We start from the raw sequence: 15921 nt of genomic DNA, 5'->3' as shown, positions 1-15921 counted from the left end.
AAACGCGCCGAAAGAGCGCTTAGAAGAGAAGGTTTCCCGATGGTGGAGCAGAGTCATTTGGCAAGTACAGAGTGGGTTGACATTGTCAGCGAAGAGAATGAAGTGATCGCGCAGGCCAGCCGCGAACAAATGCGTGCGGAGCGTCTGCGCCACCGCGCAACGTACATCGTTGTGCATGACGGCATGGGCAAAATTCTGGTCCAGCGCCGCACGGACACCAAAGATTTTCTCCCAGGTATGCTGGATGCCACCGCAGGCGGTGTTGTCCAGGCAGATGAAGTGCTGCTGGATTCCGCACGTCGCGAAGCAGAAGAAGAGTTAGGTATCGCCGGTGTGCCCTTTGCCGAGCACGGTCAGTTCTATTTCGAAGACGAAAACTGCCGCGTCTGGGGCGGGCTGTTTAGCTGTGTCTCCCATGGGCCATTTGCCCTGCAGGAAGAAGAAGTGAGTGAAGTCAGCTGGATGACGCCGGAAGAGATCACCGCGCGTTGCGACGAATTTACGCCGGATTCGTTAAAAGCGCTGGCGCTGTGGATGACCCGCAACGCCAAAAACGAATCGACCAAATCAGAGAAAGAGGAAGAGGCTGAGTAAGCTTCAGCAACTCTCTCTCAGACACAGACTGGACGCGATGGGCTTATGGTCGCGCCAGTCTCCGTCATTCAGACGCTCCAGCAACGCTTTCCCGGCTTCAATCCCAATCTTACGATGCGGTACCGCCATCGTTGTCAGCGGCGGCTGACAGACGCGGCTCACATCGCTATCGCCAAAGCCTACCACCGCCAGGTCGTCCGGCACCTTGATTCGCCTGCGCTGGCACTCGTACAGCGCGCCGCAGGCCAGCTCGTCAGAGACGCACACCAGCGCATCCAGCTCCGGCCACGCCAGCAGGAATTCTGGTAGCTGTGCCGCGCCGGTCGAGAAGCTCGGCGGCATCGCCGCGTTTATGACCCGGTTCGGCGACATATGGTGGCGAAGCATGGCTTTGTACCAGCCCTGCAGATGCTGCTGGAAAATCCACTGCTCCTGGTTGGCGCACAGCAGGCCAATATTTTGATAGCCGCGCTTAATCACCATTTCCGTGAGTTCATACATGGCCGCCACGTTATCAATCCCGATATTCATATCAATCGGGTCGGCGCGCATGGCACCCATCTCCATCACCGGAATAGAGGCATTCTTCAGCCAGTGGCGAACGGTGTCGGTATGTTCAACGCTGAGCAGGATAGCGGCGGCAATATTCGACGCCAGCAGCGTCTCCAGCAATTTCTCCTCCTGCTCAAGACGATGCTGGGATTCCGCCAGCATGATCTGATACCCGGCAGGTTGCAGCACCTGCTGTAGCCCGGCGAACATCTCCGAGCAGCCGGCTTCGGAGAGATTGGGCACGACCATGGCTATCGTCCATGACGACGCCGAGGCCAGCGCGCTGGCGGCAAGATTAGGCATGTAACCCAACGCCTGCACGGCAGCTTCAATTTTTTCTCGTAATTTATCGGAAACCTGTTCGGGCGTGCGGAGTGCACGGGACACGGTCATCGTGCCCACACCGGCAAGCTGTGCGACATCGGCGAGTGTCACTTTACCAGTACTGCGCCGTTTTCGGGTTAGAGACATACACCTTCCTGCTGACCAGACGCGTTCTTCTTTTCCTTCGTTTCACGTGACAGGCAGTATACGCCTTAAATCCCTTTTTTTGCTGTGATTTAGCACCGTGATTGCAATTTGATAGCGCTATCACATTTCCGTATGTTAACGATTGGTAGCGCTATCTTTGTGATCTCGATCGCAGTCATTCAGCGATGTGTTGAATAAAGTTTGCTCATCTTTAGCGTGTAGCGGGAGTGAAAAGTGCTCAAAAAATGGATATATGATACAACCATCACGCTGCAGGATAGCGTGGAAAACTGGCCGCAGGCGCTGGAGCTGTGCGCGAAGCCGCTTCTGGATTTGCAGGTAATTGCGCCTGAATACGTCACGGCCATCATCCAGCAGCACCACACGTTAGGACCCTATTATGTGCTGGCACCAGGGCTGGCGATGCCGCATGCGCGGCCGGAGGAAGGCGCCAAAGGACTGGGGTTGTCTTTATTAAAACTAAAACAGGGCGTCTCGTTTGGTGCCGGTGAGTTTGACCCTGTCGATGTCATTATTATGCTCGCGGCACCCGACAAAAATAGTCATATCGAGATGATCTCATCGCTGGCTGAGTTATTTTCCAGCGATGCAGATATGGCTGAACTGCATCAGGCGAATACCCTGGAGGAAATTAAAACGATTATTGACCGCTTCTGATTTAATTCTTTAATCCGATTATTCACAACATTACGCGCCAGCGTGATGGGGCGTGCTCTACTCAAAATAAGGGGACAACAATGAAAATTATGGCTATTTGCGGCTCCGGCCTGGGCAGTAGTTTTATGGTCGAAATGAATATTAAAAAGGTGCTTAAAAAACTGGAGATTGAGGCTGAGGTTGAACATTCCGATCTCTCCTCGGCCACGCCGGGCGCAGCCGATCTTTTTGTGATGGCAAAAGACATTGCGGCCAGCGCCAGCGTGCCGGAAAGCCAGCTGGTGGTGATTAACAACATCATCGACATCAACGAACTTGAAGCGCAGCTGCGCGCCTGGTTCGAAAGACAATAACCCTGATAAGGCGAGGTGGATATGTTTATCCTTGAAACGCTGAATTTCGTTGTTGATATTTTAAAAGTCCCTTCGGTGCTGGTCGGTTTAATTGCGCTAATTGGTCTGGTTGCGCAGAAGAAAGCCTTTTCGGACGTGGTGAAAGGGACGATTAAAACCATTCTTGGATTTATTGTGCTGGGTGGCGGTGCCACGGTACTGGTGGGGTCATTAAATCCTTTAGGCGGTATGTTTGAACACGCCTTTACTATCCAGGGCATTATTCCAAACAATGAAGCGATTGTGTCAATTGCGCTGGAAAAATACGGTGCAGCGACCGCGCTTATTATGGCCTTCGGCATGGTGGCGAATATTATTGTCGCGCGCTTTACCCGTCTGAAGTACATCTTCCTGACCGGACACCACACCTTTTACATGGCGTGCATGATTGGCGTGATCCTGACGGTAGCGGGCTTTGAGGGCGTAGGGCTGGTGTTTACCGGCTCGCTGATCCTCGGCTTGATCATGGCCTTCTTCCCGGCGATTGCGCAGCGCTACATGAAGCGCATTACTGGCAACGATGAAATTGCCTTCGGCCACTTCGGCACGCTCGGCTACGTGCTGTCCGGCTGGATTGGCAGCAAGGTTGGCAAAGGCTCCCGCTCAACCGAAGAGATGAACCTGCCGAAGAACCTGAGCTTCCTGCGCGACAGCTCGATCTCCATCTCCCTGACCATGATGATTATCTACCTGATCATGGCGGTGAGCGCAGGACGCGAGTATGTGGAGGCCACCTTCAGCGGCGGTCAGAACTACCTGGTCTACGCCATCATCATGGCGATCACCTTCGCGGCGGGCGTGTTTATCATCCTGCAGGGCGTACGCCTGATTCTGGCGGAAATCGTTCCGGCCTTTACCGGCTTCTCGGAGAAACTAGTGCCCAATGCGCGTCCTGCGCTGGACTGCCCGGTGGTGTATCCGTATGCGCCAAACGCGGTGTTGATTGGCTTCCTGTTCAGCTTCCTCGGTGGGATTGTGGGATTGTTCATCTGCGGTCAGTTTAGCTGGGTGCTGATCCTCCCGGGTGTCGTGCCGCACTTCTTCACTGGCGCAACGGCGGGCGTGTTCGGTAACGCCACCGGTGGACGTCGCGGGGCAATGATTGGCGCCTTTGCTAACGGCCTGCTGATCACCTTCCTGCCGGTCCTGCTGCTGCCGGTGCTGGGCGCAATTGGCTTTGCCAACACCACCTTCTCGGACGCCGACTTCGGCGCGGTCGGGATTGTCCTCGGCAACCTGGCGCGCTTCCTGTCGCCGCTTGCCATCACCGGACTGGTTGTGGCGTTGTTCGCGCTGCTGGTGGCGTACAACGTCTTCGCGAAAAACAAACCTGCAGGCGGTAACGCGCAGGAAAACACCGGAGCCAAATCATGAATGAGAAAGAGATAACCGAACTCGCGCGTCAGATCCGTCTTGAGACGCTGAAATCCCTGACGCAGCTGGGCTTTGGACACTATGGTGGCAGTATGTCGGTGGTTGAAACCCTGGCCGTGCTGTACGGGGCGGTAATGAAAATCGACCCGGCGGATCCGGACTGGCCAGAGCGAGACTATTTTGTCCTGTCGAAAGGTCATGCGGGCCCGGCGCTCTACAGCACACTGGCGATCAAGGGCTACTTCCCGGTGGAAGAGCTGAGCACTCTGAACCAGAACGGCACGCGCCTGCCGAGCCACCCGGACCGCCTGAAAACGCGCGGCGTGGATGCCACCACCGGTTCGCTGGGGCAGGGGATCTCCATTGCCGGCGGGATGGCGCTCTCGCACAGGCTGGCGGGGCGACCGAATCGGGTCTTCTGCATTGTCGGTGACGGCGAGCTGAACGAGGGGCAGTGCTGGGAAGCCTTCCAGTTTATTGCCCATCATCGTCTGAACAACCTGACGGTGTTCGTGGACTGGAACAAACAGCAGCTCGACGGCGAGCTGGACGAGATCATCAGCGCGTTCGACCTGGAGGGGAAATTCCGTGCCTTTGGCTTTGACGTGGCGACGGTGAAGGGAGACGACATTCCGGGGCTGCTGGCGGTGACGTCGCGGGTTCCGGCTGCCGATGCGCGTCCGTTAGTCGTCATCCTCGACAGCATTAAAGGGCAGGGGGTGCCGTACCTGGAGCAGCTCAGCAACTCGCACCACCTGCGATTGACCGCGGAGAGCAAAGCAGCCCTCAACGAGACGATTCGCCAACTGGAGGCTTCACATGATTAAGGTTGCACCCCCACGACAGAAAGATGCCGTTGAGATGCGTAAAGTCTATGCGGGCTTTGTGGCAAAACAGATTGAGGCAGGGAGTGAGATTATCGCTCTGGAAGCGGATCTGATGAGCTCGATGGCGATGGACGGCGTGGCGCGCGATTATCCGCAGCACGTGATTAACTGCGGCATTATGGAGGCCAACGTCATCGGCACCGCGGCGGGGCTGTCACTTACCGGACGCAAACCGTTCGTGCACACCTTCACCGCGTTTGCCAGCCGTCGCTGCTTCGACCAGCTGTTTATGTCCCTGGACTACCAGCGCAACAACGTGAAGGTGATAGCGTCGGATGCGGGCGTGACGGCCTGCCACAACGGCGGGACGCATATGTCATTTGAGGATATGGGCATTGTGCGCGGTCTGGCGCATTCGGTGGTGCTGGAAGTGACCGACGCGGTGATGTTCGAGGACGTACTGCGCCAGCTTATCGACCTCGAAGGTTTCTACTGGGTGCGCACCATTCGTAAGCAGGCGCCGAGCGTGTATGCCCCTGGTTCAACCTTCACCATTGGCAAAGGCAACGTACTGCGCGAAGGAACCGATATTACCCTGATTGCCAACGGCATCATGGTAGCGGAAGCGCTGGAGGCGGCGCGCCAGCTTGAGCAGGAGGGCGTAAGCGCGGCGGTCATCGACATGTTTACCCTGAAGCCCATCGACCGGATGCTGGTAAAAAACTACGCCGAGAAAACCGGGCGCATCGTCACCTGTGAAAACCACAGCATTCACAACGGCCTCGGGTCGGCGGTGGCGGAAGTGCTGGTGGAAACCTGCCCGGTACCGATGCGGCGGGTGGGCGTCAAGGAGCGTTATGGTCAGGTAGGGACGCAGGACTTCCTGCAGAAGGAGTATGGCCTGACGGCTCATGACATTGTGTCGGCGGCGAGGGAGCTGCTGTAAATAAAAAAGGCGACCCGTGTAGTGGTCGCCTTTTTGTTGCCCGGTGGCGCTTACGCTTACCGGGCCTACGGTCCTGTAGGCCGGATAAGCGAAGCGCCATCCGGCAAGACCTTACAATTACTGCTGCTGCGAAGACTGAATCGCGGTCAAAGCGATGGTGTAGACGATATCGTCTACCAGCGCGCCACGGGACAGGTCGTTCACAGGTTTGCGCATGCCCTGCAGCATTGGCCCGATGGAGATCAGGTCTGCAGAACGCTGTACCGCTTTGTAGGTGGTGTTACCGGTGTTCAGATCCGGGAAGATGAACACGGTAGCGCGACCTGCAACCGGTGAGTTCGGCGCTTTGGATTTTGCAACGTCGGCCATAACGGCGGCATCGTACTGCAGCGGGCCGTCGATCATCAGGTCAGGACGTTTTTCCTGTGCCAGACGCGTCGCTTCACGCACTTTCTCTACGTCGCTACCTGCACCAGAGGTACCGGTGGAGTAGGAGAGCATCGCTACGCGCGGTTCGATACCGAAGGCAATCGCGGAGTCCGCGGACTGGATAGCGATTTCAGCCAGCTGTTCTGCGGTTGGATCCGGGTTGATCGCGCAGTCACCGTAAACGTAAACCTGTTCAGGCAGCAGCATGAAGAACACGGAAGAAACCAGAGAGCTGCCCGGTGCGGTTTTGATCAGCTGCAGCGGTGGACGGATGGTGTTCGCCGTGGTGTGAACCGCACCGGAAACCAGACCGTCAACTTCGTCCTGCTCCAGCATCAGCGTGCCCAGCACCACGTTGTCTTCCAGCTGTTCGCGCGCAACGGCTTCGGTCATGCCTTTGCTCTTACGCAGCTCAACCAGACGGGCAACGTAGCTTTCGCGAACCACTTCAGGGTCAACGATTTCGATGCCAGCGCCCAGCTCAACGCCCTGAGACGCCGCAACGCGGGTGATCTCATCCGGGTTACCCAGCAGCACACAGGTCGCGATGCCGCGCTCTGCACAGATAGCAGCCGCTTTAACGGTACGCGGTTCGTCGCCTTCTGGCAGAACAACGCGTTTGCCCGCTTTACGCGCCAGCTCGGTCAGCTGGTAACGGAATGCTGGAGGAGACAGACGGCGGCTGCGCTCGGAGGTCGCAGTCAGGGATTCAATCCAGTCTGCGTTGATGTAGCCCGCAACGTATTCCTGAACTTTCTCAATACGCTCGTGGTCATCAACCGGTACTTCCAGGTTGAAGCTTTGCAGGCTCAGAGAGGTCTGCCAGGTATTGGTGTTCACCATGAAGACCGGCAGGCCGGTGGCGAACGCGCGTTCGCACAGCTTGCTGACGCGTGGGTCCATCTCGTAGGCACCGGTCAGCAGGATCGCACCGATTTCCACGCCGTTCATTGCGGCCAGACAGGCTGCAACCAGCACGTCCGGACGGTCTGCGGAGGTCACCAGCAGGGAACCTGCGCGGAAGTGTTCCAGCATGTGCGGAATGCTGCGCGCACAGAAGGTCACGGACTTCACGCGGCGGGTGTTGATGTCGCCTTCGTTAACCACGGTGGCATTCAGGTGACGCGCCATATCGATTGCACGGGTGGCAATCAGATCGAAGCTCCATGGCACCGCGCCCAGTACTGGCAGCGGGCTGGATCCCTGCAGTTTAGCCGGGTCAACTTTGACAACTTTCGCTTTGGAAGAGTCGTCGAAGATTTCGGACAGGTCAGGGCGAGTACGGCCTTGCTCATCAACTGGCGCGTTCAGTTTGTTCACGATCACGCCGGTGATGTTGGTATTTTTTGCGCCGCCGAAGCTGCTGCGCGTCAGTTCGATACGCTCGTTCAGCTGCTCTGGGGTATCGGTGCCCTGAGACATCACGAAAACGATCTCTGCGTTCAGGGTTTTCGCGATTTCGAAGTTCAGAGACTGGGCAAACTGGTGTTTGCGCGTTGGGACCAGACCTTCAACCAGCACCACTTCAGCGTTTTGCGCGTTAGCATGGTAGTTGGCGATGATCTCTTCCATCAGCACGTCTTTCTGGTTGCTGGACAGCAGAGATTCAACGTGGCTCATCTTCAGCGGTTCAGCCGCTGGCAGATTGGAGTTCTTACGAATAATGGAGGTGGTCTGGTCTGGTGCATCGCCACCAGCACGTGGCTGGGAGATTGGCTTAAAGACGCTCAGACGAACGCCTTTGCGTTCCATAGCACGGATTACGCCAAGGCTGACGCTGGTCAGACCGACGCTGGTTCCGGTAGGGATCAGCATAATAGTACGGGACACGGTTTATCCTCTTTCGTTACCGCCCAAATGGGGCGGGTTACAAAACAGCACCGCCAGCATTGCTGGCGGTGTGGAATCAGGCAGTCAGGCGGTGCGCGTCTTGCGCAATGACCAGTTCTTCGTTAGTTGGGATAACGAGAGCAGGGCGGGTGCCTTCTTTGTTGATGAAGCCAGACTTGCCGAAGCGGGCAGCCAGGTTACGTTCGTGATCAACCTCGAAGCCCAGAACGCCCAGTTTGCCCAGGGACAGTTCACGAACCATTGCCGCGTTCTCACCGATACCACCGGTGAAGATAACCGCGTCCAGACGGCCTTCCATCAGCGCAGTGTAAGAGCCGATGTACTTCGCCAGACGGTGGCAGTAAACGTCCATTGCACGTTTAGCGTCTTCTTTCTCTGCGTAGTTGTCTTCAACATAACGGCAGTCGCTGGTGACTTCGGTCAGACCCAGCAGGCCAGACTCTTTGGTCAGCATTTTGTTGATCTGGTCAACGCTCATGCCCAGGGTGTCGTGCAGGTGGAAGATGATCGCCGGGTCGATGTCACCGGAACGGGTACCCATCACCAGACCTTCCAGCGGGGTCAGACCCATAGAAGTATCAACACATTTACCGTTGCGGATAGCAGAAACAGAACCACCGTTGCCCAGGTGGCAGGTGATGATGTTCAGTTCTTCAACCGGCTTGTTCAGGACTTTTGCGGCTTCCTGCGTCACATAGAAGTGGCTGGTGCCGTGCGCGCCGTAACGACGTACGCCGTGTTCTTTGTACAGGCTGTATGGCAGGGCATAGAGGTAAGACTCTTCCGGCATGGTCTGATGGAACGCGGTGTCGAATACGGCCACGTTTTTGTTTTTCAGATTCGGGAAGGATTTCAGCGCTTCAGCGATACCAATCAGGTGAGCCGGGTTGTGCAGCGGTGCGAAGGACGCAGAGTCCTTGATGCCCTGGATCACCGTTTCGTCGATCACGACGGAGCTGGTGTATTTTTCGCCGCCGTGGACGATACGGTGACCAATCGCAGTCAGCTGAGCAGACAGTTCTGGTTTTTGTGCCAGAATAGTGTTAACGATAAAGTTCAGCGCTTCACTGTGAGCGGCGCCTGCACCTAAAGCCGCTTCTTGTTTGCTGCCGTCCATCTTCCACTTGATACGTGCTTCAGGCAGATGGAAACATTCGGCCAAACCAGAGAGGTATTCGTCACCGTTGAGCGCATCGATGATGGCGAATTTCAGTGAGGAGCTACCGCAGTTCAGAACCAGTACTAACTTACTCGACATGGAAGTACCTATTATTGATACGTGGCTAAAAAAACGTCAGTGAGTCTAACAGCGTAACGCATGATGACTCAGACATTTATGATTAACATCATGCCAAACGAACATTGTGGCATGATGGAAGAAATAACTATGATTTTATGCCATTTTGCACATTTTTCAGCCAATGGCATAATATGCAATAATTTGACGAGTTACTGATCCTCGTCTATGGCCCTATCAGGCTGGCACAGGATACCCGATACGGGGTAGAGATGACAAAATATTTTGAACGTTGTCATAGCTTGTTGTGGTTTTGCACGAAAATTTTAATTTTTATATGTGAAGTTGAGGTACAGCCATGTCGACACCAGAGAACCCGTCCGTAAATTTCTTTAGTCTGTTTCGTCGGGGACAGCATTACGCAAAGACGTGGCCGATGGAAAAGCGCCTTGCGCCTATGTTTATTGAGAACCGCACCATCCGCGCCACGCGCTATGCGATTCGCTTTATGCCGCCTGTCGCGATTTTTACATTGTGCTGGCAGATAGCGCTGGGTGGGCAGCTTGGCCCTGCCGTCGCGACGGCGCTCTTCGCGTTAAGCCTGCCGATGCAGGGCCTGTGGTGGTTAGGTAAACGGTCCATCACCCCACTTCCCCCTTCTATTTTACACTGGTTTTATGAAGTGCGCGGAAAACTGGAGGAGGCCGGGCAGGCGCTCGCCCCGGTTGAAGGCAAGCCGGATTACCAGGCGCTGGCGGACACGTTAAAGCGTGCTTTTAAGCAACTGGATAAAACATTCCTCGATGATTTGTGATTGATCATCGAAACGACGACGAAAAGAAGGCACAGTAACAATCAGTTACCGTGTCTTTTTTTTAAGTGCAATGCGCTACAGGAGTCGAAAGATGGAAATGACCCATGCTCAACGTCTGATTTTGTCCAACCAGTACAAGATGATGACTATGCTTGATCCCGATAACGCTGCACGCTACAGCCGCCTGCAAACCATCGTCGAACGCGGTTTTGGTTTGCAAATGCGCGAACTGGACCGCGAGTTTGGTGAGCTGAAAGAAGAAACCTGTCGCATCGTGATCGACATTATGGAGATGTATCACGCCCTGCACGTCTCCTGGACGAATCTCAAAGATCAGCAGTCCATTGACGAGCGCCGCGTGACCTTCTTAGGCTTTGATGCCGCAACGGAAGCGCGTTATCTGAGCTATGTTCGCTTTATGGTGAATACAGAAGGGCGTTATACCCACTTTGACGCGGGTACCCACGGCTTCAACGCGCAGACCCCAATGTGGGAAAAATATCAGCGTATGCTAAGCGCGTGGCACGCCTGTCCGCGTCAGTACCATTTAAGCAGCAACGAAATTCAACAAATCATTAATGCCTGACGGAGGTGCGTGTGCAGTGTAGAGGTTTTCTGTTTGATCTGGACGGTACGCTGGTGGATTCGCTGCCGGTTGTGGAGCGTTCCTGGTGCCATTGGGCTGACCGACATGGCATCGACCATCAGGACGTGCTGAATTTTATCCATGGCAAACAGGCCATTACCTCGCTTCGGCACTTCCTGGCCGGACGCTCTGAGGACGAAATTCAGGCGGAGTTCAAATACCTGGAACACATTGAAGCCACGGATACGGACGGCATCACCGCCTTACCGGGGGCGCGCGAACTGCTTGAGCATCTGAACGAGGCGCAGATCCCGTGGGCTATCGTCACCTCCGGTTCCGTGCCGGTTGCCCACGCCCGACACAAGGCGGCAGGCCTGCCAACGCCAGACGTATTTATCACGGCGGAGCGCGTAAAGCGCGGTAAACCGGAGCCCGACGCTTTTTTACTGGGCGCTGAACTGCTGGGCCTCGCCCCTGCACAGTGCGTGGTAGTAGAAGATGCGGCTGCTGGCGTACTGGCCGGGCTGAACGCCGGAAGCCACGTTATCGCCGTTAACGTTCCGGCGGGATCCCCCCGGCTGGAGGAGGCAGACTTTGTGCTGGATTCACTGACGGCGCTGGCTGTTTCGAAAGCCTCTGACGGAGTGGTAACCGTCTCGCTAAAAATGTAATCACATGATATAGCCCCACATTGCTGGGGCTTTTTTATGGCAAAATTCCTCATCTCCCACTGACAAGGACATGTTGTGAACGGTGAACTGATTTGGGTCCTGAGTCTGCTTTTAATCGCCATCCTTCTTTTTGCAACGGGCAAGGTACGCATGGACGCCGTCGCCTTGTTTGTCATCGTCGCGTTCGTGCTGAGCGGAACGCTCACCTTACCTGAAGCCTTCTCCGGGTTTAGCGATCCCAACGTTATCCTGATTGCCGCCCTGTTTATTATCGGTGACGGGCTGGTGCGTACCGGCGTGGCGACCATCATGGGGTCGTGGCTGGTGAAGGTGGCGGGCAGCAGCGAAACCAAAATGCTGGTCTACCTGATGGTGACCGTCGCCGGGCTGGGGGCGTTTATGAGCTCAACGGGCGTCGTGGCAATCTTTATCCCGGTGGTGCTGAGCGTTTCCATGAGGATGCAAATCTCGCCATCGCGACTGATGATGCCCCTGAGTTTTGCCGGTTTGATCAGCGGCATGATGACGCTGGTGGCAACGCCGCCGAACCTGGTGGTCAACAGTGAGCTGATCCGGGAAGGGTTCCAGGGCTTTAGTTTTTTCAGCGTCACCCCGCTTGGGCTGGTCATTCTGGTGATGGGCGTGGTCTACATGCTGCTGACCCGGTTTGCCCTGAAAGGTGAAAAACAGGATAAAAATAAAGAGGGGTGGAAACGGCGCACCTTCCGCGATCTGATTAAAGAGTACCGCCTCACCGGGCGTGCACGCCGTCTGGCTATTCGCCCCGGCTCGCCGATGGTGGGACAACGCCTTGACGACCTGAAGCTGCGTGAGCGCTATGGCGCGAATGTGATCGGCGTAGAGCGCTGGCGTCGTTTTCGCCGGGTGATCGTCAACGTCAACGGGGTGTCGGAATTCCGCGCGCGGGACGTCCTGCTGATTGATATGTCCACCGCGGACGTGGATCTGCGCGAGTTTTGCAGCGAACAGCTGCTGGAACCGATGGTGCTGCGCGGGGAGTATTTCTCCGATCAGGCGCTGGATGTCGGCATGGCCGAAGTGTCGCTGATCCCGGAATCGGAACTGTTGGGCAAAACCGTGCGGGAAATGGGGTTCCGAACCCGTTATGGCCTGAATGTCGTGGGGCTGAAGCGCGATGGCGTAGCGATGGAAGGGGCGGTGGTGGATGAGCCGATCCTGCTGGGCGATATCTTCCTGGTTGTCGGTAACTGGAAGCTGATTAGCCAGCTCGGGCAAAAAGGGCGCGATTTTGTGGTGCTCAACATGCCTGTCGAGGAGAGCGACGCCTCCCCGGCGCACAGCCAGGCGCCCCACGCGATTTTTTGTCTGGTGCTGATGGTGGCGCTGATGCTGACCGATGAAATTCCCAATCCGGTCGCGGCAATTATCGCCTGCCTGTTGATGGGCAAATTCCGCTGCATTGACGCCGAAAGCGCGTATAAAGCCATTCACTGGCCGAGCATTATTCTCATCGTCGGGATGATGCCTTTTGCCCTTGCGCTGCAAAAAACCGGCGGGGTGGATCTGATCGTTAAAGGCTTAATGGATGTTGGCGGCGGGTATGGGCCGTACATGATGATGGTCTGTCTGTTTATCATGTGCGCCACCATCGGTCTGTTTATCTCCAACACCGCGACGGCGGTACTGATGGCGCCTATTGCGCTGGCGATGGCCAAATCCATGGGCGTGTCGCCGTATCCCTTTGCGATGATGGTCGCAATGGCGGCCTCCGCAGCATTTATGACGCCAGTTTCTTCACCGGTGAACACGCTGGTGCTGGGGCCAGGGAATTACAGATTCAGTGATTTCGTGAAGCTGGGCGTGCCGTTCACCGTGCTGGTGATGGTGGTGTGCGTGGTGTTGATACCGGTCCTGTTCCCGTTCTGAGCATTTTGCCGGGTGGCGGCTGCGCCTTACCCGGCCTACAGCCCCGTAGGCCCTGCAAGCGCAGCGCCGCTGGGCGACAATCAGAGGGGAGAATCCTGGCTAATCTCATCCAGCGACAGATGGAAGCTCGGCACAAAAACCTGCATAAAGTAATCCATCTCTTCGCTGCGGCGGGATTCCAGCGTTTTTTCCAGACGCGTTTTTGCCAGTAAAAATTCGTTATTGCCCGCAGACAGCTCTTCCAGACACTTCAGGTAGGCGCAGAGCGCGTCGGCCTGTTTGACCAGCGACTTTTCATCTTCCGTGTACTGATGCTCATCGATGAGCGGCTCAAAGATGTCGCGCAACTCTTCCGGCACCATGTCAATCAGCTTCTGCTGGGCAATCTTCTCGATGGCCTTATATTCCTGCGCAATCTGCGAGTTGAAATATTTCACCGGCGTAGGCAGGTCGCCGGTTAGCACTTCTGACGCATCGTGGTACATCGCCAGCAGGGCGATGCGCTCTGGATTGACCTGACCGTTGAATTTGCGGTTTTTAATGGCGGCCAGCGCGTGAGCGACCATCGCAACCTGCAGACTGTGCTCTGACACATTTTCCGTGCGGACATTGCGCATCAGCGGCCAGCGGTTGATGAGTTTCAGGCGGGAGAGGTGGGCAAAGAAATGACTCTGACTCATAGGTTACCTTTTGTCTTCACTGCGACAGGCGTTCATTGTGCGGGGAGGGGAGGGAAGATGCAAATCAGGCTACCGAAGTAGCCTGATTTTAAGATTACTGATGGTATCCAGAGAGGAAGCGCCCGAAGCGGCTGATGGCCATTTCGAGGTCATCTTCGCGCGGCAGCGTCACGATACGTACGTGGTCCGGCCACGGCCAGTTAAACGCCGTACCCTGAACCAGCAGTACTTTTTCCTGCAGCAGGAAATCAAGCACCATTTTCTGGTCGTCGTGAATATTGAAGCGCTTCGCGTCAATTTTCGGGAACATATACAGCGCCCCATTCGGCTTCACGCAGGAGACGCCCGGGATGTCGTTGATCAGCTCCCACGCGCGGTTACGCTGTTCATACAGGCGACCACCGGGAACGATGAACTCGCTAATGCTCTGATAGCCGCCGAGTGCCGTCTGGATCGCGTGCTGCGCCGGAACGTTGGCACATAAACGCATGGAGGCCAGCATCTCCAGCCCTTCAATATAGCCTTTGGCGTGCTTTTTCGGACCGTTCAATACCATCCAGCCCTGACGGAAACCGGCCACGCGGTAGGTTTTAGACAGCCCGTTAAAGGTGACGGTCAGCAGGTCCGGGGCCAGCGCAGCGATTGAGTGGTGCTGTGCCGCGTCGTACAGGATCTTGTCGTAGATTTCGTCGGCAAAGATGATCAGGTTGTGCTGGCGGGCGAGCTCGACGATCTCCATCAGCAGCTCTTTTGAGTATACTGCGCCCGTTGGGTTGTTCGGGTTAATGATCACGATGCCGCGCGTGCGGGGCGTAATTTTCGCGCGAATATCATCGAGGTCCGGGAACCAGTCAGAGGACTCGTCGCACAGATAGTGCACCGCTTTACCGCTGGACAGTGATACGGCAGCCGTCCACAGCGGATAATCCGGCGCGGGTACCAGCATTTCGTCCCCGCTGTTCAGCAGCGCCTGCATCGCCTGCACAATCAGTTCAGAGACGCCGTTGCCAATATAAATATCTTCAACGGTAACATCACGCATACCGCGTGCCTGGTAGTGCTGCATGATGGCTTTACGTGCGGAGTAAAGTCCTTTTGAATCACAATAGCCTTGTGCAGTAGGAAGGTTGCGGATCACATCAACCAGAATTTCATCCGGCGCTTCAAAACCAAATGGCGCAGGGTTACCAATGTTGAGTTTCAGAACCTTGTTGCCTTCTTCTTCAAGGCGTTTTGCCTCTTTAAGAACCGGGCCGCGGATGTCATAACAGACGTTATCTAGCTTGCTGGATTTTTCGATAGGGGACATGAACCTTTAACCTTTTCGCTATTATTGCCACTCCCTGCCGTGGAAGTCAGCACGGAATAATGTACTCCCCCCTCGCTTCGTTTTGAAGGGTGTGCAGTAGAAGATTTTGTGTCGGGAGAAAAATTCTGATAAATCTTTTTCGCTGCGTGTATGCTTTTATACTGGCTTAAAGTTGTGCGCACAGTGCCAGGAAAGGTCAAATGTGCTATGCATTTGTCAAAATTGTGTATATTGTGCTGGTGAAAATAAGTGGTAAGCAGGACAACGGTGGCAATCACCCTGAGTGACATTTCGTTAAACCTGAATGCTTGATACATGTTCCTGTAATAGCATGCTGTGGCTAAAAGTTACTCATGTGAAATTAATGTTAAGTGGCATTAATGAATGGTCTTAATCTAAATTAAAATTTATTTATTATTAACCTAAAAAATGCAACTTTAGTTAATTCTAATAAAATTAGTTTAGAAGCTTAACATTCTTCTTTAATCCTCAATATTGCAATAAGACTTATAAATAAAGTGGATTTGGGTTAAGATGTCTTTCAGGAAAGCAGAGGGCAGATGCAAGTTTTTTGTATATCTGACACTGATTTTCCGAATTAA

General features: G+C 55.1%; 15 protein-coding genes. 10 read left to right on the top strand and 5 right to left on the bottom strand.

Features of this window, described 5'->3' with window-relative positions; all coding sequences use genetic code 11:
* The first annotated feature begins 39 nt into the window (after window positions 1-39).
* The gene (gene yfcD, locus FU672_RS04600; RefSeq protein ID WP_023312551.1) at window positions 40-594 is read left to right on the top strand and encodes an NUDIX hydrolase YfcD; all 555 of its coding nucleotides are present in this window, start codon (window positions 40-42) and stop codon (window positions 592-594) included.
* 3 nt (window positions 595-597) lie between these two features.
* Here yfcD and FU672_RS04595 read toward each other — a convergent pair whose 3' ends face one another.
* Entirely contained in the window at window positions 598-1617 is a 1020-nt protein-coding gene (locus tag FU672_RS04595; protein ID WP_148242337.1) for a LacI family DNA-binding transcriptional regulator, read from the bottom strand.
* Window positions 1618-1851: 234 nt separating this feature from the next.
* On the opposite strand from FU672_RS04595, the gene FU672_RS04590 reads away from it, so the two are divergent.
* From FU672_RS04590 to FU672_RS04570, 5 genes are all read left to right on the top strand, one after another.
* Complete coding sequence (locus tag FU672_RS04590) at window positions 1852-2295, top strand: PTS sugar transporter subunit IIA (protein ID WP_148242336.1); 444 nt, start codon at window positions 1852-1854, stop codon at window positions 2293-2295.
* Window positions 2296-2375: 80 nt separating this feature from the next.
* Window positions 2376-2648: a PTS sugar transporter subunit IIB gene (locus FU672_RS04585; RefSeq protein ID WP_003861447.1), complete on the top strand. Its 273-nt coding sequence runs from the start codon at window positions 2376-2378 to the stop codon at window positions 2646-2648.
* A gap of 21 nt (window positions 2649-2669) precedes the next feature.
* Window positions 2670-4061, top strand: coding sequence for a PTS ascorbate transporter subunit IIC (locus FU672_RS04580; RefSeq protein WP_023312548.1), 1392 nt, complete (start codon window positions 2670-2672; stop codon window positions 4059-4061).
* Window positions 4058-4888 (top strand): transketolase, encoded by an 831-nt coding sequence (locus tag FU672_RS04575; RefSeq protein ID WP_045354309.1) that lies wholly within the window; start codon window positions 4058-4060, stop codon window positions 4886-4888. The genes FU672_RS04580 and FU672_RS04575 overlap by 4 nt, the downstream gene beginning before the upstream one ends.
* A complete protein-coding gene (locus FU672_RS04570; protein ID WP_148242335.1) occupies window positions 4881-5834 on the top strand; it encodes a transketolase family protein in 954 nt (317 codons plus the stop codon). The genes FU672_RS04575 and FU672_RS04570 overlap by 8 nt, the downstream gene beginning before the upstream one ends.
* Before the next feature lie 117 nt (window positions 5835-5951).
* On the opposite strand, the gene pta is transcribed toward FU672_RS04570, so the two are convergent.
* The gene (gene pta / locus FU672_RS04565) at window positions 5952-8093 is read right to left on the bottom strand and encodes a phosphate acetyltransferase (protein ID WP_148242334.1); all 2142 of its coding nucleotides are present in this window, start codon (window positions 8091-8093) and stop codon (window positions 5952-5954) included.
* Window positions 8094-8169: 76 nt separating this feature from the next.
* Entirely contained in the window at window positions 8170-9372 is a 1203-nt protein-coding gene (gene ackA, locus FU672_RS04560) for an acetate kinase (RefSeq protein ID WP_148242333.1), read from the bottom strand.
* Between the two features lie 337 nt (window positions 9373-9709).
* Here ackA and yfbV point away from each other — a divergent pair, with 337 nt between their 5' ends.
* The 4 genes from yfbV to FU672_RS04540 all read left to right on the top strand — a co-directional run bounded on the left by yfbV (window position 9710) and on the right by FU672_RS04540 (window position 13330).
* Window positions 9710-10165 (top strand): terminus macrodomain insulation protein YfbV, encoded by a 456-nt coding sequence (yfbV, locus tag FU672_RS04555; RefSeq protein WP_008502875.1) that lies wholly within the window; start codon window positions 9710-9712, stop codon window positions 10163-10165.
* Between the two features lie 91 nt (window positions 10166-10256).
* The gene (locus FU672_RS04550) at window positions 10257-10751 is read left to right on the top strand and encodes a YfbU family protein (RefSeq protein ID WP_023312542.1); all 495 of its coding nucleotides are present in this window, start codon (window positions 10257-10259) and stop codon (window positions 10749-10751) included.
* 11 nt (window positions 10752-10762) lie between these two features.
* Window positions 10763-11422 carry a sugar phosphatase gene (locus FU672_RS04545; RefSeq protein ID WP_148242332.1) on the top strand — a complete coding sequence of 220 codons (660 nt, stop codon included), beginning with the start codon at window positions 10763-10765 and terminating at the stop codon, window positions 11420-11422.
* A gap of 75 nt (window positions 11423-11497) precedes the next feature.
* Window positions 11498-13330 (top strand): SLC13 family permease, encoded by a 1833-nt coding sequence (locus FU672_RS04540; protein WP_148242331.1) that lies wholly within the window; start codon window positions 11498-11500, stop codon window positions 13328-13330.
* A gap of 80 nt (window positions 13331-13410) precedes the next feature.
* Here the strand turns inward: FU672_RS04540 and yfbR are convergent, their stop codons facing one another.
* Window positions 13411-14010, bottom strand: coding sequence for a 5'-deoxynucleotidase (gene yfbR / locus FU672_RS04535; protein ID WP_024908967.1), 600 nt, complete (start codon window positions 14008-14010; stop codon window positions 13411-13413).
* Between the two features lie 94 nt (window positions 14011-14104).
* The gene (gene alaA / locus FU672_RS04530; RefSeq protein ID WP_008500204.1) at window positions 14105-15319 is read right to left on the bottom strand and encodes an alanine transaminase AlaA; all 1215 of its coding nucleotides are present in this window, start codon (window positions 15317-15319) and stop codon (window positions 14105-14107) included.
* Window positions 15320-15921: the final 602 nt, after the last annotated feature.

The sequence above is a fragment of the Enterobacter asburiae genome (assembly GCF_008080435.1).
GTDB lineage: Bacteria > Pseudomonadota > Gammaproteobacteria > Enterobacterales > Enterobacteriaceae > Enterobacter > Enterobacter asburiae_C.
The sequence above is the reverse complement of the archived record's forward strand: the minus strand, read 5'-3'. Positions and strand labels throughout refer to the sequence as shown.